Annotated in this window: 18 protein-coding genes, 2 pseudogenes and 1 riboswitch; of the genes and pseudogenes, 10 read left to right on the forward strand and 10 right to left on the reverse strand. The window is 72.8% G+C overall.

Annotation, left to right across the window (positions count from 1 at the left end; genetic code table 11):
- The first annotated feature begins 171 nt into the window (after window positions 1-171).
- From ABZ857_RS08210 to ABZ857_RS08225, 4 genes are all read left to right on the forward strand, one after another.
- On the forward strand, window positions 172-1,341 hold the full coding sequence (locus tag ABZ857_RS08210; protein ID WP_357039472.1) for a Rieske 2Fe-2S domain-containing protein: 1,170 nt from the start codon (window positions 172-174) through the stop codon (window positions 1,339-1,341).
- Window positions 1,338-1,592, forward strand: a complete 255-nt coding sequence (locus ABZ857_RS08215; protein ID WP_357039475.1) for a ferredoxin — start codon at window positions 1,338-1,340, stop codon at window positions 1,590-1,592. The genes ABZ857_RS08210 and ABZ857_RS08215 overlap by 4 nt, the downstream gene beginning before the upstream one ends.
- Complete coding sequence (locus tag ABZ857_RS08220; RefSeq protein WP_357039478.1) at window positions 1,589-2,386, forward strand: SDR family NAD(P)-dependent oxidoreductase; 798 nt, start codon at window positions 1,589-1,591, stop codon at window positions 2,384-2,386. Before ABZ857_RS08215 ends, ABZ857_RS08220 begins: the two co-directional genes overlap by 4 nt.
- A 153-nt stretch (window positions 2,387-2,539) precedes the next feature.
- Window positions 2,540-3,358, forward strand: a complete 819-nt coding sequence (locus ABZ857_RS08225) for a hypothetical protein (protein WP_357039481.1) — start codon at window positions 2,540-2,542, stop codon at window positions 3,356-3,358.
- 76 nt (window positions 3,359-3,434) lie between these two features.
- On the opposite strand, the gene ABZ857_RS08230 is transcribed toward ABZ857_RS08225, so the two are convergent.
- Window positions 3,435-4,187, reverse strand: coding sequence for a TetR/AcrR family transcriptional regulator (locus ABZ857_RS08230; protein WP_357039484.1), 753 nt, complete (start codon window positions 4,185-4,187; stop codon window positions 3,435-3,437).
- Between the two features lie 112 nt (window positions 4,188-4,299).
- Between ABZ857_RS08230 and ABZ857_RS08235 the strand changes: the two genes are divergently transcribed.
- The 3 genes and pseudogenes from ABZ857_RS08235 to ABZ857_RS08245 all read left to right on the forward strand — a co-directional run.
- The gene (locus ABZ857_RS08235) at window positions 4,300-4,890 is read left to right on the forward strand and encodes an NAD(P)H-dependent oxidoreductase (RefSeq protein ID WP_357039487.1); all 591 of its coding nucleotides are present in this window, start codon (window positions 4,300-4,302) and stop codon (window positions 4,888-4,890) included.
- Window position 4,891: 1 nt separating this feature from the next.
- The gene (locus tag ABZ857_RS08240; RefSeq protein ID WP_357039490.1) at window positions 4,892-6,631 is read left to right on the forward strand and encodes an ABC transporter ATP-binding protein; all 1,740 of its coding nucleotides are present in this window, start codon (window positions 4,892-4,894) and stop codon (window positions 6,629-6,631) included.
- Window positions 6,628-7,467 (forward strand): annotated as a pseudogene (locus ABZ857_RS08245) (ABC transporter ATP-binding protein); the annotation flags it as partial. The gene ABZ857_RS08240 and the pseudogene ABZ857_RS08245, both read left to right, overlap by 4 nt.
- Here the strand turns inward: ABZ857_RS08245 and ABZ857_RS08250 are convergent.
- A complete protein-coding gene (locus tag ABZ857_RS08250; RefSeq protein WP_357039493.1) occupies window positions 7,419-7,550 on the reverse strand; it encodes a hypothetical protein in 132 nt (43 codons plus the stop codon). The pseudogene ABZ857_RS08245 and the gene ABZ857_RS08250 sit on opposite strands and share 49 nt — an antisense overlap.
- Before the next feature lie 113 nt (window positions 7,551-7,663).
- Here ABZ857_RS08250 and ABZ857_RS08255 point away from each other — a divergent pair.
- A pseudogene (locus ABZ857_RS08255) lies at window positions 7,664-8,101 on the forward strand (ATP-binding cassette domain-containing protein); the annotation flags it as partial.
- 339 nt (window positions 8,102-8,440) lie between these two features.
- Here ABZ857_RS08255 and ABZ857_RS08260 read toward each other — a convergent pair.
- The 7 genes from ABZ857_RS08260 to ABZ857_RS08290 all read right to left on the reverse strand — a co-directional run bounded on the left by ABZ857_RS08260 (window position 8,441) and on the right by ABZ857_RS08290 (window position 14,136).
- Window positions 8,441-9,187 carry an SDR family oxidoreductase gene (locus tag ABZ857_RS08260; protein WP_357039495.1) on the reverse strand — a complete coding sequence of 249 codons (747 nt, stop codon included), beginning with the start codon at window positions 9,185-9,187 and terminating at the stop codon, window positions 8,441-8,443.
- Complete coding sequence (locus ABZ857_RS08265; protein ID WP_357039498.1) at window positions 9,187-10,668, reverse strand: FAD-dependent oxidoreductase; 1,482 nt, start codon at window positions 10,666-10,668, stop codon at window positions 9,187-9,189. Before ABZ857_RS08265 ends, ABZ857_RS08260 begins: the two co-directional genes overlap by 1 nt.
- An 11-nt stretch (window positions 10,669-10,679) precedes the next feature.
- Window positions 10,680-11,594: a VOC family protein gene (locus ABZ857_RS08270; RefSeq protein ID WP_357039501.1), complete on the reverse strand. Its 915-nt coding sequence runs from the start codon at window positions 11,592-11,594 to the stop codon at window positions 10,680-10,682.
- Window positions 11,595-11,785: 191 nt separating this feature from the next.
- The gene (locus ABZ857_RS08275) at window positions 11,786-12,124 is read right to left on the reverse strand and encodes a TraR/DksA family transcriptional regulator (protein WP_357039503.1); all 339 of its coding nucleotides are present in this window, start codon (window positions 12,122-12,124) and stop codon (window positions 11,786-11,788) included.
- Window positions 12,111-12,944, reverse strand: coding sequence for a rod shape-determining protein (locus tag ABZ857_RS08280; protein ID WP_357039506.1), 834 nt, complete (start codon window positions 12,942-12,944; stop codon window positions 12,111-12,113). Before ABZ857_RS08280 ends, ABZ857_RS08275 begins: the two co-directional genes overlap by 14 nt.
- The gene (locus ABZ857_RS08285; protein ID WP_357039509.1) at window positions 12,941-13,300 is read right to left on the reverse strand and encodes a TraR/DksA C4-type zinc finger protein; all 360 of its coding nucleotides are present in this window, start codon (window positions 13,298-13,300) and stop codon (window positions 12,941-12,943) included. Before ABZ857_RS08285 ends, ABZ857_RS08280 begins: the two co-directional genes overlap by 4 nt.
- 467 nt (window positions 13,301-13,767) lie before the next feature.
- Window positions 13,768-14,136, reverse strand: coding sequence for a hypothetical protein (locus ABZ857_RS08290; protein ID WP_357039512.1), 369 nt, complete (start codon window positions 14,134-14,136; stop codon window positions 13,768-13,770).
- Between the two features lie 289 nt (window positions 14,137-14,425).
- On the opposite strand from ABZ857_RS08290, the gene ABZ857_RS08295 reads away from it, so the two are divergent.
- Window positions 14,426-14,926 (forward strand): hypothetical protein, encoded by a 501-nt coding sequence (locus ABZ857_RS08295; RefSeq protein WP_357039515.1) that lies wholly within the window; start codon window positions 14,426-14,428, stop codon window positions 14,924-14,926.
- Between the two features lie 33 nt (window positions 14,927-14,959).
- On the forward strand, window positions 14,960-17,206 hold the full coding sequence (secD, locus tag ABZ857_RS08300) for a protein translocase subunit SecD (RefSeq protein ID WP_357039518.1): 2,247 nt from the start codon (window positions 14,960-14,962) through the stop codon (window positions 17,204-17,206).
- A 49-nt stretch (window positions 17,207-17,255) separates the two neighbouring features.
- On the opposite strand, the gene ABZ857_RS08305 is transcribed toward secD, so the two are convergent.
- Window positions 17,256-17,978, reverse strand: a complete 723-nt coding sequence (locus ABZ857_RS08305) for a GH25 family lysozyme (protein ID WP_357039521.1) — start codon at window positions 17,976-17,978, stop codon at window positions 17,256-17,258.
- A gap of 11 nt (window positions 17,979-17,989) precedes the next feature.
- Window positions 17,990-18,135, reverse strand: a riboswitch (cyclic di-AMP (ydaO/yuaA leader).
- Window positions 18,136-18,143: the final 8 nt, after the last annotated feature.

The following is an 18,143-nucleotide window of genomic DNA, read 5'->3' on the forward strand; positions in this document are numbered from 1 at the left end:
TGGGAGTCCTCCGTGTCGCGCTCGTCGGTCAGATGCCGTCCATGATGGTGCGCGGCGCGGATGAACGCATGTCAGAACACTCCCGGCCAATGGGACTCGCCGTCCGGCGGCCTCCCGCAACTCCTACGTTGGCGGACTGAGAGAACGTGCGTCCTGAAGGGTCGGATCAAGGTGACTGCAGCAGAAGCCGGGAACGACGGCATCCGCAGGATCGAGGCGGAGGCGGTGCCCACCCGGTTCGCCCGGGGCTGGCACTGCCTGGGCCTGTCGGAGAAGTTCAAGGACGGCAAGCCGCACACGGTCGACGCCTTCGGCCAGAAGCTCGTGGTCTTCCAGAGCGGCGACGGCAGGCTCAACGTGCTCGACGCCTACTGCCGGCACATGGGCGGCGATCTGTCGCAGGGCACGATCAAGGGCGACGAGATCGCCTGCCCGTTCCACGACTGGCGCTGGGGCGGCGACGGCCGCTGCAAGAAGATCCCCTATTCGCGCCGGGTCCCGCTGCGCGCCCGCACCGCGGCCTGGACCACCATGGACCAGGACGGCCTGCTGTTCGTGTGGAACGACCCGGAGGGCAACCCGCCGCCGCCGGAGGTCACGATCCCCCGGATCGAGGGCGCGACGCGGGACGACTGGACCGACTGGGTCTGGACCGAGACCATCGTGAACACCAACTGCCGCGAGGTCGTGGACAACGTCGTCGACATGGCGCACTTCTTCTACGTCCACTACTCGTTCCCGACGTACTTCAAGAACATCTTCGAGGGCCACGTCGCCACGCAGATCATGAAGGGCACCGGCCGCCAGGACACCCGCCCGCCCGCGAAGGACGGCGAGCCGAAGATGCTCGGCAACGACTCGGTGGCGTCGTACCACGGGCCGTCGTTCATGATCGACGAGTTGACCTACCACTACGACACCATGGACATCAACTCGGTCCTGATCAACGCGCACTACCCGATCGACGCGAACTCGTTCGTGCTGCACTCGGGGATCATCGTGCAGCGCACCGACAAGCTCTCCGGGCCCGCGGCCGACGAGATGGCCAGGAGGATGAGCTCCTTCATCCTCAAGGGCTTCGACCAGGACGTGCAGATCTGGAAGAACAAGGCCCGCATCGACAACCCGCTGCTGTGCGAGGAGGACGGGCCGGTCTACCAGCTGCGCCGCTGGTACGAGCAGTTCTACGTGGACGTCGCCGACGTCAGGCCGGAGATGGTGGAGCGCTTCGAGTTCGAGCTCGACACCACCCGCCCGGTCGAGGCGTGGAAGAGGGAGGTCGAGGAGAACCTCGCCCGCAGGGCCGCGGAGCTTTCGGCAAGCACGGGCCGGCCCGCATGACGATCCGCCCGGACAACCGGCTGCTCGACGCGCCCATGCAGCCGCTGACCTGCCAGCGGTGCGGCGCCGGGGTCGAGGTGCGCAAGGCGAGCTGGCACCAGACCAGCGTCCAGTGGAACGCCGAGGCGGCCGGGACCTGCCAGGAGCGCAGCGCCGCCGGACCAGGAGTCTTCCCCGGCTGCGCGACGCTGCGGGACTCCATCGTCCAGGCCGCGCTCGACGGCGAGATCGCCGTACCGGAGGAATCGTGATCGACAAGAACGTGTACGGCCCCTGGGCCGTCGTCGCGGGCGGATCCGAGGGAGTGGGCGCGTCGTTCGCCCACCGGCTCGCCGACGCCGGGCTCAACCTCGTGCTCATCGCCCGCAAGCCCGGGCCGCTGGCCGAGACGGCCGAGCAGGTCAGGGCCAAGGGCGTCGAGGTCCGCACGCTGGAGCTCGACCTGACCGACCCGGGTGCGGTCAAGGCCGTCCGCGCGGTGACCGACGACGTCGAGGTGGGCCTGCTGATCTTCAACGCGGGCGCCAACAGCTACGGCCACGAGTTCGTGACCGGCGACCTCGACCGGGTGCGAGGGGTCGTCGACCTCAACATCACCGCCCAGCTCGCGCTCACCCACCACTTCGGCGCGCTGATGCGCGAGCGCCGCCGCGGCGGCGTCATCCTGGTCGGCTCGCTCGCCGGGTACATGGGCCAGGCGCAGATCAGCGTCTACTCGGCGGTCAAGGCGTTCAGCCGCGTCTTCGCCGAGGGACTGTGGCTGGAGCTGGGCGAGCACGGCGTGCACGTGCTCGAACTCGTTCTCGGCGTCACCCGCACCCCGGCGATGGAACGGGCGGGGCTGCGGATGGACCTGCCCGGGCTCAACGTGGCCGAGCCCGACGACGTGGCACGCGAGGGCCTGGAGCACCTCGCCGACGGCCCCGTCCGGATCGCGGGCGGCAACGAGGAGACGGCCCGCAAGCGCAGCGGCTTCCCCCGGGCCGAGATGGTCCGCAGGGCCCACGAGGCGACGAAGCGGACGATCCCCCCGCCCAGCTCCTGAACGCGCGGGTCATGCTGCCCGGTGAGAGCCGCGGCATCGGCGGCACGGCCGTCCCACAAGGACATACCAGCCGATTACAAGCGCCCACTGTCAAAGTGATCTTGTTGCTCCTCATTCGGGGCAACGGAGTCAGTTGACAGGGGAAACACACGCATGAGGGAAACCACACCATGGTCGATCCTGGCCAGGACGGGGACGGCGCTCGCCCTGAGCGCGGCGCTCGGCTGCACCCCGGGCGCGGTCGCGTCCGAGCCGGACGCGGCCGACATGACCGACACGACCGGTTCAGCCGACGCCGCAGAGCACTACATCGTGAAGGGCAAGGTGGTGAACTCGGCGGGCGAGCCGATCGAGGGCGTCAAGGTCGTGGTGAAAGACCAGCGCTACTACAACAGCGACATCGTGCTGCACAGCGGCGACAACGGCGCCTACAGCTCGCCGCTGCCGCACGAGCCGTCGTCCTGGGTGGCCAGTGCATCGGTGACCCGCGAGTACCACGGCTCCTGGTACACCTTCGACCTCGAGCCCTCCTCGACCGACTCCTTCCGGGCGAGCACCGGAGCCGTCCGCGACTTCACCTGGCGCATCACCGGCAGGCGTCCGGGTGCCGACGGCCGCTACTACGGCGGGCTGGTCGCCACGAACCTCTGGTTCGACAACCTGCCCGAGGAGGTGATCGACCAGGAGAACGTGCGGCTGACGCTCACCCCGGTCACCCCACTGATCGACGGCAGCACGGGCAAGGTCATCTCCGGCCGCGAGCCCGTCTACACCGACAGCGGCTGGGCGGTGGTCGATGTGCCCCTGGGCCGCTACGAGATCACCGCGACCTACGACTCCCCCGACAGCGGGAAAATCTACCCCCTGCAGGTGAAGCAGACCGGCGGCTCCACCTTCGGCTCGCAGGTCACCTGTGACTTCGAGCAGAGCGGGACCAACCAGAGGATCAGGCTGGAGGTGAAATTCGCCTGAACCCCCTCGGGGTGAGGCCGTGTCCACTCAGGTGACGCCCGGCAGCGGACCCGGCCATTGATCATCGCTCGTCCCGTCAGATGCCCAGCCGGGCCGCGATGCCGTCGAGGACGCTCTCCAGGCCCAGCTCGAACTGCCAGTCGTCGTCGTCCTTCCTGACGCCGCCGCGGATGTAGCGCTCGAACGCCGGATAGCGGCCCGACTCCAGCAGCCACCTCATCCGGGATGAGTAGAGGGTGCGCAGGTCGTCCATCTCCTCCGCGCCCTCCTTGCGCATCAGGCCGGCCATCCTGATCCGGGCGGTGGTCGCCCCGGTGACGAACGCGCTGACCGTGCCGATGACGGTCATCGCCGTGTCGGCGTCGAGGCCGAGGCCGTCCAGCGACGCGAGCAGCCGGTCGGTGCGCGCGACGAAGTTGGGGGTCAGCAGCCCGGTGTGGGCCGTGGTCTCCACCAGCCAGGGATGGCGCAGGATGAGGGCGCGCAGCCGCAGGGCGGACACGCGCAGGACCTCCCGCCAGTCGCCGCCGTCGCCGACCCCCGCCTCCTCGGCGTAGACCGCGTCCACCATCAGCTCGATCACGTCGTCCTTGCCGCGCACATAGCGGTAGAGGCCCATGGTGGCGACGCCGAGCCGCTCGGCCAGCCGGCGCATCGACACCGCGTCGAGCCCCTCGGCGTCCGCGATCTCCACTGCCGCCGCGGCGATCTGCGCGTGGGTCAGCGCCGCGCGGGGAGGCCGGGCGGGGCGCTCCATCCGCTGCCAGATGGACTCGTGGGCGCCGTCCCCTGTGTCGCCGGCAGTGCCGTCCGCTTTCTTCCCGGCCATCGTCGTGCTCCTCCCGGTTCGGTGTGTACATCGTACTCGGGCTTGTACGTCGTACGCATCGGCGCGTACGGTGTACTCGTTGCGTACGGTGTACTCACCTCATGGAGGAACCATGTCCGGAGAAGACCGGCTCAATGTGGCGATGATCATCGGCAGCGTCCGGGACGGGAGGGTGGCGCCCCTTGTCGCGAACTGGCTCGCCGGTCAGGCGGAGCGGCGCGACGACGTCGCGCTCGACGTGATCGACCTGGCCGAGACCCGGCTTCCCGACGGGCTGCGCGGCCACTTGGGCGGGGAGAAGCCGGAGGAGGTCGTCGGGCTGCGGCCCCGGGTGGAGGCGGCGGACGCCTTCGTCGTCGTGACCCCGGAGTACAACCGCAGTTTCCCGGCCGCGCTCAAACTGATGATCGACAGCTACCACCAGGAGTGGGCGGCCAAGCCCGTCGGGTTCGTCTGCTACGGCGGCATGTCCAGCGGCCTGCGGGCCGTCGAGCAGCTCCGGCTGGTCTTCGCCGAGCTGCACGCGGTGACGATCCGCGACTCCGTCGCCTTCCAGAGCCCCTGGAGGCTGTTCGACGCGGAGGGGAACTGGCCGAAGGACCCCGCGGGCCCGGAGGGCGCCGCCAAGGTCATGCTCGACGAGCTCGTCTGGTTCGGCCGGGCCCTGCGCGACGCGCGGGCCGCCCGGCCGTACGGGGGCTGAGATGGGCTCCCTGCTCCGCTCCAGCCTGCGTTCCCGGCGCGGCGCCGTCGCCCTGATCGCCGTGCTCCAGGTCGCGCAGGCGCTCGCCGCCCTCCTGCTGCCCACGTTCAACGCCACGCTCATCGACGACGGCGTGCTGCGCGGCGACACCGGGCTGATCCTGCGCCTGGGCGGCGTCATGGTGGCCGGGACGCTGGCACAGGTCCTGTGCTCGGCCGTGGTGGGCGTTCTCGCCGCCAGGACCGCGACCGCCGTCGGTCACGACCTGCGCGCGGCGGTCTACGCGAAGGTTCAGTCGTTCTCCTCCCGGGACGTGGGCCGCTTCGGAGTGCCGTCCCTGATCACCCGCACGGTCGGCGACGTGCAGCAGGTGCAGACGCTGGTCTTCATGGGGCTGACCGGCCTGGCCGCCACGCCCATGATCTTCCTCGGCGGGGTGGCCATGGCGCTGCGGCAGGACCTGCGCCTGTCCACGCTGTTGCTGGTCGCGCTGCCGGCGCTGTCGGCCGTCCTGTGGGCGATCCTGCACCGGCTCACCCCGCTGTCGCAGGTGACGCAGCGCGGCGTCGACCAGGTCAACCGGCTGGTGCGCGAGCAGATCGCCGGGGTCCGGGTGGTCCGGGCGTTCGCCGCCGAGGAACGCGAACGCGCCCGGTTCGCCGAGGCCAACGACGCGCTGCTGAACGCGGCCGTACGGGCGGCGCGGCTGACGGCCGTGATGTATCCCGCCGGGATGCTGATCGGCAACCTCTGTGGGGTGGCGGTCGTCTGGTACGGCGGGCACCTCGTCGACGACGGCGTCACCCAGGTGGGCTCGCTGGTGGCGTTCCTGAACTACCTGGCCGTGATCCTGGGGTCCGCCCTGCTCGCGACCTTCACCGTCCTGGCCGCGCCGCGCGCCCGGGTCTCCGCCCTGCGGATCCGTGAGGTGGTGGACACGGCAACCGACCTCGCGTCACCGGGCGGAACCGATCTGACCTGGCGGGGCCGGATTTGGCAGGGAGAGGTGGAGGTCCGCGACGCGCACGTGCGCTATCCGGGGGCCGAAGATCCGGTGCTGCGGGGCGTGAACCTCCTGGTCCGCCCCGGCGAGACCGTCGCGGTCGTCGGCTCCACCGGCTCGGGCAAGACGACCCTGCTGAACCTCGTGGCCCGGCTGCTCGACCCGACCGGCGGGCGGGTGCTCCTGGACGGGACGGACGTCGCGTCACTGCCCCCGGAGGAGCCGGCCGGCGTCGTCGGGCTGGTGCCGCAGCGGGCGTACCTGTTCTCCGGGACCATCGCCGGCAACCTCAGGTACGGCAGGCCCGAGGCGACGGACGCCGAACTGTGGCACGCGCTGGAGGTCGCGCAGGCCCGCGACTTCGTGGAGGCGTTGCCGGAGGGCCTGGAGACACCGCTCGGGCAGGGCGGCGCGTCGCTGTCCGGCGGCCAGCGGCAGCGCCTGACGGTGGCGCGCGCCCTGGTCGCCCGTCCCCGGGTGCTGCTGCTCGACGACCCGTTCTCCGCGCTCGACCCGGTCACCGAGCGGGCGCTCGCCGACGCGCTGGCGCGGGAGACCCGCGACGTCGCCGTCGTCCTGGTCGCCCAGCGGATCTCCTCGACCCGGCACGCCGACCGGGTGGTGGTGCTCGACGAGGGCCGCGTCGCCGGGTCCGGAACCCACGAGGAGCTGATGGCCTCGTGCCCCGCCTACCGCGAGATCGTGTTCTCCCAGACAGGCCAGGAGGTGGCCGCATGACAGCCCGGAAGCGAGGCGCCGTCCGGCGTCTGCTGGAGACCGCCCGCCCCGAACTCCCGCTCGCCGTGGCAGCCCTGGCCTGCGCGGCCGGCGCCGTGGCCCTGACCGTGGCCGTCCCCCGGCTGCTCGGCGCGGCCACCGACCTGGTGCTGTCGGCCGTGTCCGGGCACAGCCGGGTGGACTTCGCCGCGACCGGCCGGGTGCTGCTGGCCGCCCTCGCCTGCTACCTGGCCGCGTTCCTCCTCTCCTTCATCCAGCAGCGGACGACCGCGACCATCGCGCAGCGGCTGGTCTTCCGGCTGCGGGAGCGGACCCAGGCCAAGCTCGCGCGGCTGCCGCTGGCCTACTTCGACGGGCGGCAGCGGGGCGACGTGCTCTCCCGCGCCACCAACGACGTCGACAACGTCGGCCAGACGCTGCAGCAGGTGCTCAGCGTGGCGGTCACCGCGCTGCTCACGCTCGTCGGCGTGCTGGCGATGATGGTGTGGACCTCGCCGCTGCTCGCCCTGGTCTCCATGGTCATGGTGCCGCTGTCCGTCGTGGCGGCCAGGGCGGCCGGCAGGCGGGCGCAGCCGAGGTTCGCCGAGCAGTTCGCGGCCACGGGCCGGCTCAACGCGCACGTCGAGGAGACCTACACCGGGCACGCCCTGGTCAGGGTCTTCGGCCGGCGACTCCAGGCCGTACGGGAGTTCGGCGAGCGCAACGACGCGGTGTTCCGCGCGGGGTTCCGGGCACAACTGCTGTCCAGCCTGATCGGCCCGTCGATGTCGCTCGTCATGAACCTCAACTACGTGCTCGTCGCGGTCATCGGCGGCCTGAGGGTGGCGGCCGGCGCGCTGTCGGTCGGCGACGTGCAGGCGTTCATCCAGTACTGCCTGCAGTTCGGGCAGCCGGTGAACCAGGTCACGGCGATGTCCACCCTCCTGCAGTCGGTGCTCGCCTCGGCCCGGGCGGATCTTCGAGCTGCTCGACGAGGACGAGGAGGAGCCCGTCGCCGATCCCGTCCACCTTCCGGCCACGGCCACCGGGCGGGTGACGTTCGAGAACGTCTCGTTCCGATACGCGCCCGACCGCCCCCTCATCGAGGACCTGTCCCTGGTCGCCGAGCCGGGGCAGACCGTCGCGATCGTCGGCCCGACCGGCGCGGGCAAGACCACGCTGATCAACCTGCTCATGCGCTTCTACGACGTCACAGGCGGGCGGATCACCGTCGACGGGGTGGACATCGCCCAGGTGCCCAGGCAGGAGCTGCGCGCCAGGATCGGCATGGTGCTGCAGGACACCTGGCTGCGGCACGGCACGATCGCCGACAACATCGCGTACGGCGCCGGCGACGTGCCGCGCGAGCGGATCGTCGAGGTGGCCAGGGCCACCGGCGTCGACCACCTCGTGCGCACGCTGCCCGACGGGTACGACACGGTGGTCGACGACGACGGCGAGGGGCTGAGCGCGGGCGAGCGCCAGCTTGTCACCATCGCCCGCGCGTTCCTGGCCGATCCCCCGATCCTGGTGCTCGACGAGGCCACCAGCGCGCTCGACACCCGCACCGAGGTGCTGGTGCAGCGGGCCATGACCTCGCTGCGGGCCGGGCGAACCGGTTTCGTCATCGCGCACCGCCTGTCGACCATTCGGAACGCCGACCTGATCCTCGTGATGGACGACGGGCGGATCGTCGAGCAGGGCACGCACGAGGAGCTGCTGGCGGCGGATGGCGCCTACGCCCGGCTGTACCGTGCTCAACTCACCGGGGCCCAACTCACCCGGGCCCAACCCGAGTATGGCCAGGCACGACCGGGGCCGGGACGGCGGTCAGCTGTGCGAGCCGCCGTCGACGCGGACCTCGACGCCGTTCAGGTAGGCGCCGTCCGCCGAGGCCACGTACGCGATGGTCCCGGCGATGTCCTCCGGACGGCCCGGCCTGCCCCACAGGGGATAGGTGCGCGCGTACCAGGACGTGTCCACGCCGGCGAACGTCTCCCGGTTGGCGGTCAGCGGTGTGGCGACCCCGCCGGGCGAGACCGGGACGACGCGGATCCTGCGCGGGGCCAGCTCGGCGGCGAGGCTGATCGAGAACGACAGCAGCGCGCCCTTTGAGGCGGCGTAGCCGGTCATCCACGGGTGCGCCTTCGTCGCCGCCGTCGAGGTGACGTTCACGATGACCCCGGTGCGGTCCGGGATGTGCGGCAGCACCTCCCGGCAGAGCACGACCGGGGCGAACACGTTGACCGCGAAGACGTCCCGGTAGTCGTCGAGCCGCACCGACTCCATCGGGGTGACCCGCAGCACTCCGGCGACGTTGGCCAGCACGTCCACCCGGCCCATGCGGGCGACGGCCGCCGCGGCGGCCGACACCACCGCCGTCTCCTCCGCCAGGTCAGCCGGGTGGGGGATGAACCGGTCCGTCCCCGCGAGCTTCCCGGTCTCCGCGAGCCCGTCCTCGTCCCGGTCCACCGCGAACACCGTGGCGCCCTCGGCCAGCAGCCGTACGGCGACCGCCCGCCCGATGCCCGAGGCGGCGCCGGTGAGCAGCACGTTCTTGCCGTCGAACCGGTTCATCACGCCTCCTTGGCGACCGCGCGGCCGGCGCGGCGGCCGAAGAAGGTGCCGTCGCCGAGAGAGGTGCCGCTGACGTATCCCTCGCCGTGGATGCCGGAGGAGGCGCGTCCCGCCGCGTACAGGCCGGGGATCGGCCGCCCCGACTGGTTCAGCACCTCACCGTCCACGGTCGTGCGCAGGCCGCCGAGCGTGAAGCCGGCGGCGCCCGTCCCCCTGCCCGCGCTGTCGCGGTCGCCCATGCCGAATCCCAGGCGCGGATCGGCGGCGGCGAACGGCCCCTTCAACGGGCGCAGCCACTTCGGGTCCTTGTGGAAGTAGGGGTCCTCGCCGCGCTCGGCGTGCCGGTTGTACACCGCGACGGTGTCCTCCAGCGCGCCCGGCGGCACGCCGAGCGACTCCTCCAGCTCGGCGAGGGTCTCGGCCACGAAGACCGGGCGCACGCCCCACAGGTCCCGCGCGGGGATGTCCTCGTAGCCCTCCTCGTCGATGATCGCCCAGTAGGGCCCGGGCTGGTGCCGTACGGCGGCGACGCTGAACAGGCCGGGATAGACGTCCTCGTTGATGAAGCGCCGGCCGAGCCCGTTGACGAGCATGCCGCGCACCAACATGGCGGGCAGCGCGGCCATCGCGATCTCGACCTCGCCCATGCGGCGGGTGGCCGCGCCGAGCGCGGTGGCCATGCGGATGCCGTCGCCGTCGTCCAGGCCGTCGCTGACCTTGCCGTGCCCGAGCAGCACGGGGGCGTGGTCGGCGAGCATCTCCTCGTTGTCGACGAACCCGCCGGTGGTCAGCACCACTCCCCTGCGGGCGCGGTAGGTCACCTCCTCGCCGTACCGGCGGGCCACGACCCCGGCGACGCGGCCGTCGCCGTCGACCACGAGGTTGGTGGCACGGGTGTCGGCGTGGCAGGCGGCCCCGGCCGCCCGCGCCGCCTCCACCAGCTTCTCCATCAGCAGCCGGCCGCCCCAGCTCTCGACGGCCGGGCGGTGGCCGCGCGGCACCGGCCGCGCGAGGGTGTTGTACGGCCAGGCGTTCTCCCCGAGCCACATCAGGCCGTCGGTCGTCGGGGGCATCCAGCTCGGCGCGTCGAACAACGACTCGTTGAACGGCACTCCCCTGGCCCGGAACCACTCGAAGTGCTCGACGCCGCCCTCGCAGTAGAGCCGCAGCTTCTCCTCGTCGGCGTGCGGGCCGAGCGCCGCCGCGAGGTAGGCGAACATGTTGTCCGGGTCGTCCTCGAAGCCGCAGGCCCGCTGCACCGCGGTGCCGCCGCCGAGGTACAGCTCGCCGCCGGACATCGCGGACGAGCCGCCCGGCCCGCCCGCGCGCTCCAGCACCACCACGTCCGCGCCCGCCGCGGCGGCCTCGTACGCGGCGGCCGCGCCGGCGCAGCCGAAGCCGACGACGAGCACGTCGCACTCGTGGTCGAACGCGGCGACGGAGGCCGCGGGAACGGGCTCGACCGACGGCCGGGGAGTCATCGGCCGCTCACTCACTTCTTCGGCACGAAGGTGGCCAGCGGCTCGGAGCCCGACCAGTCGTGGCCCCAGTAGCTGTCGGCGGTGATCTCCTCGGCCGTGTAGTACGTCTCGTCGACGAGCATCCCCTCGGTGCCGTACTCGATGTCCCAGCCGCCCGGGGCACGGACGTAGAAGGAGACCATCTTGTCGTTGGTGTGCCGGCCGAGGGTGGAGGAGATCGAGAAGCCCGCCTCGCGCACCCGGTCGAGCGCCATGCCCACCGCGTCGAGGCTGTCCACCTCGACCATCAGGTGCACCAGGCCGGGGTCGCCGGCGTACCCGGCGGGGCAGATCGCGAGGCTGTGGTGGCGCTGGTTGACGCCCATGAAGCGCACCCGGCGGTACGGCGGCTTCCCGCCGCCCATCTTGATGGCGCCCCGGGGCAGGAAGCCGAGCACCTCGGTGTAGAAGGAGACGGTCTCGTCCATCGCGGTGGTCGGCACCACGACGTGGCCCATCCCCTGCGCGCCGGTCACGAAGCGCTGGCCCAGGCCGGTCACGACCGGGCTGTGGTCGAGCACGGGACCGAAGAAGACCTCGACGGGGACGCCCGCGGGGTCGGTGAAGGCGATGACCGCCTCGGCGTCGCGCTCGGCGGACTCCTCCTCCGACAGCACCTTCACCGGCGTGCCGGACGCCTCGACGGCCCGGCCGACGGCGGCGAGCGCGAACTGGTCGCGCACCTCCCAGCCGACCGCGAGCACCCGGTCGGTGTCGCCGGGCAGCACGACGAGGCGCGCGCGGCGCTCGTCCATGCGCAGGTACAGACCGTCCGGGTCCGGCCCGGACCCCTCGGCGAAGCCGAGACCGTCGATGAGGAGTTCGCGCCAGCGCCCGATGTCACGCGTCTGGACCTTGAGGTAGCCGAGTCCTCGGATCTGCGTCACTTGTGCTCAATCCAATCTGCCGGTCGGGGGGCCGAGCGTCGATCCCCACCGTGACAGACCCCGCGCCCGGCCGCCCCCGCCCTCCCGCTGAGTGAGAGTCCCCGGCCATCGCGCGCTCGGCGCCTCCTGAACCGGACGGCCCCCGCGCCTCCTCTTCCGGCGCGACGCGGGGACCGGTTACCCGCCGTACGTCAGCGGGCCTCGTGGCGCCGCTGGCAGGTGATGCAGTAGCGGGCCATGGGCCGGATCTTCAGCCGGCCGAACGGGATGACCGCGGTGCAGTCGGCGCACCGGCCGTAGCTTCCCTCCTCGATTCGCTGCAGCGCCTTGCGCAGCTCGGCGACCGCCCGCTCGGTGGCGGCGACGTCGGCGAGCAGGGCGAGCCTGGCGGTGTCGTCGTTGCCGCCGTCGACGGCGGCCCGCAGGTCGCGCAGCTGCACCTCACGCCACTGGAGCTGCTCCTCCAGGTCGGCGCGCATCGCCTGCGTCTGCGGCTCGCTGATGGCGGTGAACTCGTCACTGGTGGTCATCGTCGACGTCCTTTCGTCCGATGGCGGAGGTGCCGGGAGTGCGGTGCCCGACCGTGGACAGCAGGCAGGCCAGTCCTCTGACGGTCGCGTTGGCGGGGTCGGCCGCGGGGCTGACGGTGATCCGCAGCTCCGCGCAGAGCTTGCGGGCCAGCTCCGGGTCGCGGGCGCCGCCGCCCGTGATCAGCAGGCCTTGTTGCCGGGCGGTGGCCCGCAGGGCGGCGGGAACGCGCGCGATCAGGTCGGCGACCATCGCCACGACGCGTTCCCGCGCGTACGGCGGGCAGCCGGTGCCCTCCGCGGGGTCGCCCGCCGCGACCTGTACGGCGCCCGCGTCGGCGATCTCGCCGGCGCGGATGACGACGGCCTCGGCGATCCCCGCCCCCACGTCGAGCAGGAGGCGGGGCCTCGGGTCGGCGATGTCCACGCCGCAGCCGACCGCGGCGGCCAGCGGCTCGTCGACGATCGTCACCCGGCAGCGGGCGGCGCTGCTGACCGCCGCGTAGGCGGCTCGCCGGTCGAGTCGCGAGGCCGCGACGGGCACGCCGAGCAGGACGCGTTCGAGGGGCGGCTGCCGCTCGGACATCGCGTCGCTCAGCGCCGTGCGGACCAGCCGGGCGCATCCCGGCATGTCGGCGACCATGCCGTGCCGCACCGGCCACTGCCGGGCCGTCCCCTGGCCGCCGCACGCCGACGGCCGCTCCCTGATCGCCGTGCTGCCGGACAGCAGCAGCCGGGTCCGCGCGGTGCCGAGATCGAGGGCGAGGGCCGCTCCCCCGCCTCTCCTCCCGTTGACACCGGTCATACCGGCCATGACCGTCATGCCGTCATCCGGGTTTCGCCGGCGCAGGAGGCGCACTGCTGCACGTGCGGCGCGAGCCGGAGCCGGTCGAGCGGCAGGAACGCCTCGCATCGGGTGCAGGTGCCGTAGAGGCCCCGATCCATCCGCTCCAGCGCCGCCTCGATCGCGGCGACGTCGAGGCGCGCCTGCCGCACGCGCGCGGCGGGCGGGCGGGTCCGGGCGGCGGACGGCGCCACCTCGGACGGATCGCGCGTCCGGGCCAGCTCGGCCCGGGCGACATGGAGCCGCTCCTCGAGCAGCATGCGCAGCTCGGACAGCTGCGCGGTGTACCGCCGGCACTCCTCCATGAGGAGGCGCGGCGACCTGATCTCTGCCATAAGCGGCATCACTCCAGGTGAAGGATGATGTGGGCGCGCGCGAGCACGCGCGCCTCGGCGCACCGGTGCCGGTGCCACGAGACGGGTACGCGGGCAGGCCCGCGTGACGGTGGTCAGAGGCTCGGAGGGCGGACCCACTGCGACAGCCGCGACGACAGCCGCGACGACAGCCGGGGCATCGCGGGCACGCGACCGGCGCCGGACCGAGCCGGGCGGCCCGGGACGGCGCGCCACCACCGGCAGCGGTGCGACGCGGAGTCGCGCCGCGGCCGGGGCGGTAGGGCAGGGTGCGGATGCGCGGAAGCGGGCACCGTGTCACCCCGTCACCCCGTGTCACCCCGTGTCACCGGTCACGCCGCCGGTCGCCCGACACGGCGCGTCGGCGTGGCCGGGGACGGGTCAGGCGCGCGACGACGAGGACCGGGACAGTGCCGCGGTTCCGGCGCGCTCCGAGCGAGCTCGTGTCATCAGGCCTGTGGTGGGCTGCGCGAGCCGGCGGTGCGGTGCCCGGTTTGCTGTGGGCTGAGGACGATGTCCTCGTGGTGCCAGGTGTGCGCCGGCGTGGAGACGGGAGCCGCCGCCGCGGCCGCCGCGTTGCGCGGCCGGACCGGGAACGGCAGGTGCTCGGGACCGGCGGCGCCGGCGGGCAGCGTCGCCGACTGCGGCGTCCACGCCCCGGGCGTCCACACCTCGGCGGCGGCCTGCGGCATGCGCTGGGCGGGATCGCCGCCGTACCAGGCGGGCGTGGATGCGACCAGCGCGAGGGCAAGCATCAGCAGGCCCACCACCAACGTGAAGGCGGTGGACCCGCACGTGCCACGTCGTGAGGTCGCCATGAGACCGACCATAACCCACCTTCGCGAAACGGTCATCCGCGTTTCCCGCCGCCCGTTTCTTCCGCACGGTCCCCGATCGATTCCGGCCATTCGTTGTCGGTACCCGTTTCCCGGGGCCGTTTCCCGTCCGCCCGGGTGCGTTTCCCGTTCCCCGGCTCCCGTGTTTCCGCCGGCTCCCGTTCTCGTCGGTACGGCATGCGGCATCCGCGGGCGGAACTCGCTACGGTGGCCGGAAGACCGGGCCTCGTGAGAGGGGACCGGCCGTGCGGGAGGAAGGGAGGGAGGGATCGTGCCACGCAGGCTGACCGCCGCGCTGCTGCTCCTGCTGCACGCGATCTTCCTGACCTCCGGCGGCGTGCCCGCCTCCGCGTCCGCGTGGGAGACGCCGCATCGCGCCGGGGGCCTCCCCACCGGCCTCCACGCGGGTCTCCACACCGCGGGTCCGCGCGCAACGGGCCCCCACCTCGCCGCGGGCCGTCCGGCGGCCGGGGCGGGCGGCGTACGCGAGGCGGCCCGCGCCTGGTCCGCGGCGCGTGACGGCGCCCGGATCACGGACAGCCGGATCCGCCCTCCGGCGCACGCGACGCGGCCGGCCCAGGGGGACCCGCCCCGGGCCCAGGCGGGCGCGGGCGGCCCCGGCGTGTCCGGCGGGCCGGTCGTGCTGCCCAACCCCGCGGCGCCGCGCGGCGGCACCCGGGTCACCCGGGCCGGGCCGCACCACGACGGCCCGCCCGCCCAGTGCCCGCGCCGGGCCGCCACGGCCCGCGCCCCTCCTTCCACCGCGTACTGAGACCTTTCCCACTCGTACGCCTGTGGAGGCTTCATGTCCCGTGCGCCCCTGTGGCGCGCGGTGGCGGCGCTCGCCGTCATCGCGACCTCACTGCTGCTCGCCCTCACCATGGCCCCGCGCCTCGGCCTCGACCTGCGCGGCGGCACCCAGCTCGTCTTCGAGACGAAGGACTCCCCCACGGTCAAGGCGGACGCCGACGCCACCGACCGTGCCCTCGACGTGCTCCGGCGCAGGGCGGACGCCCTCGGAGTCGTCGATCCCACCCTGGTCCGCTCCGGCGAAAAGCGGATCATCGTCGAACTGCCCGGCGTGCTCGACCCGCGCGAGGCCGCCGCGGTCATCGGCAAGACCGCTCAGCTCAACTTCCATCCGGTGCTCGGTCCCGCCGAGGACGGCGACAAGGACGCGGTCGCCGACGAGAGCGGCCAGAAGCTGAAGCTCGGCCCGGTCGCCCTCAGCGGGGCCGGCGTCACCGACGCCGCCGCGCGCACCGACCCCCAGATGGGGCCGGGCTGGTTCGTCACGATCGACTTCAAGGAGCCCGGCCCCTGGCGGGAGCTGACCGGGAAGGCGGCCTGCGCGCCGGTCGGCGACCACAAGCGCCGCGTCGCCATCGTCCTCGACAACGAGATCATCTCCTCGCCGCAGGTGGCCGACTCGGTCGCCTGCGAGGCGGGGATCTCCGGCGGCACCACGCAGATCACCGGGTCGTTCACCCCGCAGGAGGCGCAGAACCTCGCGGTGCTGATCAAGGGCGGCTCGCTTCCGGTGCCGCTGGATCTGGTCGAGCAGCGGACGGTCGGCCCGACCCTCGGCGCCGACGCCATCGCGGCGAGCGCCAAGGCGGGCGTCGTCGGGGTGATCCTGACCGCGGTGTTCATCGGCGTCGTCTACCGGCTGGTGGGCGTGCTGGCCGCGGTCGCGCTCGCCTGCTACGGCCTGATCTCGTACGCCGGGCTCGTGGCCATGGGAGCCACACTCACACTGCCCGGCCTGGCCGGGTTCGTCCTGGCGATCGGCATGGCGGTGGACGCCAACGTGCTGGTCTTCGAACGGGCCAGGGAGGAGTACGGCGCGGCGCCCCGCCGGGGCCTCAAGGCGGCCCTCGACCGGGGCTTCAAGAACGCCTGGAGCGCGATCGCCGACTCCAACATCACCACCCTGCTCGCCGCGGGGCTGCTGTTCTGGCTCGCCTCCGGGCCGGTGAAGGGCTTCGGCGTGACGCTGGCCATCGGCGTGCTCGCCTCGCTGGTCTCGGCGATGCTGATCACCCGGGTGCTCACCGCCGCCCTGATCGGCAGGATCGGCCCCCGGGCGTCCGGCATCGGCTCGATCGGCCGGGTCAGGACCTGGCTGACCCGGCGCGACCCGGACCTGATGCGCGGCAGGCGGCTGTGGCTCGCCGTCGCGGCCGGGCTGCTGGTGCTGGCGGGCGCGGGGCTGGTCACCCGCGGGCTGAACTACGGCGTCGAGTTCACCGGCGGCCGCATCGTGGAGTTCGGCACGAGCAGGCCCGTCGACGTCGCCGCGGCGAGGCAGGCGGTGGCGGACGCCGGGTTCCCCTCGGCCGTCGTGCAGCGGTCGGACGACGCGATCTCGGTGCGTACCGGGCAGATCAGCGCCGACGACGTGGTCCGCATGGAGGAGGCGCTGGACCGGCGCGTGGGCGAGGTCTCCAAGCAGCGCGACGAGCTCATCGGGCCGAGCCTCGGCGAGGAGCTGCGCCGCAACGCGCTCATCGCGCTCGCCGTCGCGCTCGCCGCGCAGCTCGTCTACCTGGCGTTCCGGTTCCGGTGGACGTTCGGCACGGCGGCCGTGGCGGCGCTGTTCGTGGACGCGGCGGTCGTCGTCGGCGCGTTCGCCTGGATGGGCAAGCCGATCGACGGGGTGTTCCTGGCCGCGATGCTCACGATCATCGGCTACTCGGTCAACGACAAGGTCGTGCTCTTCGACCGGGTGCGCGAGCTGTGGCCGGTGCGGCGCGGGGAGCCGTTCGGCCGGGTGGTGAACACCGCGATCCTGCAGACCGTGCCGCGCACGGTCAACACCGGGCTCGGGGCGTTGTTCATCCTGGCGGCGCTGGCGGTGTTCGGCGGCGACTCGCTGCGCGACTTCGCGGTCGCCCTGCTGATCGGCATCGTCGTGGGCACGCTGTCGTCGTCGTTCGTGGCCGGGCCGGTGGCCATCGCGCTGGAGAGGCGCACCACGAAGCCGCCGCCGGCTCCCGCCGCCCCGCGGGCCAGGCCCGTGCGGCGCGACGGCTCCGGCGCGGTGGTCTGATCGGCCGGAACGGGCCCGGGGCGGGCGTCCCGCCCCGGGCCCAGTGCGGCTACGGACGGCCGAGCGCGCGCAACTGGAGGGGCGTCAGCGCCGAGACGTTCTGGTCGATGGGCGAGTCGGTGTACTGGTGGATCGCCCAGGACTTCCAGTCGGCGGGCGGCGTGATGTCGCCCGGGGCCTTGCTGTAGTGGGCCACCCAGAGCGGGTACTGGCCGAGGCCGTGGCCGTACTCGTCGGCGAAGTTCCAGCCGCTGTAGAACATCGGCCTGGTGCCGGTCTTGGCCGTCACGTACTCCAGCCAGGTCTTGGCCCACTGGTTGACGTGTTCGACGGACTCGCCGTCGCTGGTCTCCAGGTCGAGCACCAGGATGTCGCCGGGCTTGCTCGGCTGCGCGTTCACCACCTCAAGGAAGTGGTCGGCCTCGGCGATGGGGTCGTTGGAGGGATGGCCGTAGTGGTAGACGCCGCGGACGATGCCCTTCTTCTCCAGCTCCCGCCAGTGGCGGGCGAAGGACGAGTCGGTCCACGAGGTCCCCTCGGTGGCCTTGATGAAGCCGAACTGCGCGCGGCTGTTCATCCAGTCGTGGTCGGCCTCGTAGCCGGAGACGTCCTGGCCGTACGTGTGCGGGTTCGCGTAGGCGGGGGCGGGCAGGACGACGGCCGCCGTGACGGTGGCCGTGGCGGCCGTGACCGTGAGGGTCGCCGCCGCGAGGGCGGAGCGCAGGCGCCGGCGGGAGGGCCGGCTCCCGAGGGAGAGCCGATGGCTGGACATGCGGGGTTGACTCCTTGCTTCCATGCCGCCTACCGGGTTAGCTGACGGGTTCGGGCAGGAAGTGCCCTACGGGCGCATCTGGGGGCCTGCGCGCCGATTCACCCCGAAGAGAGTGGGTCCCCGGCTCCGCATGACGCGGATTCGGCGGCCGCGCGATCATCGCGC

Source organism: Microbispora sp. NPDC046933 (genome assembly GCF_040644635.1).
Lineage (GTDB): Bacteria > Actinomycetota > Actinomycetes > Streptosporangiales > Streptosporangiaceae > Microbispora.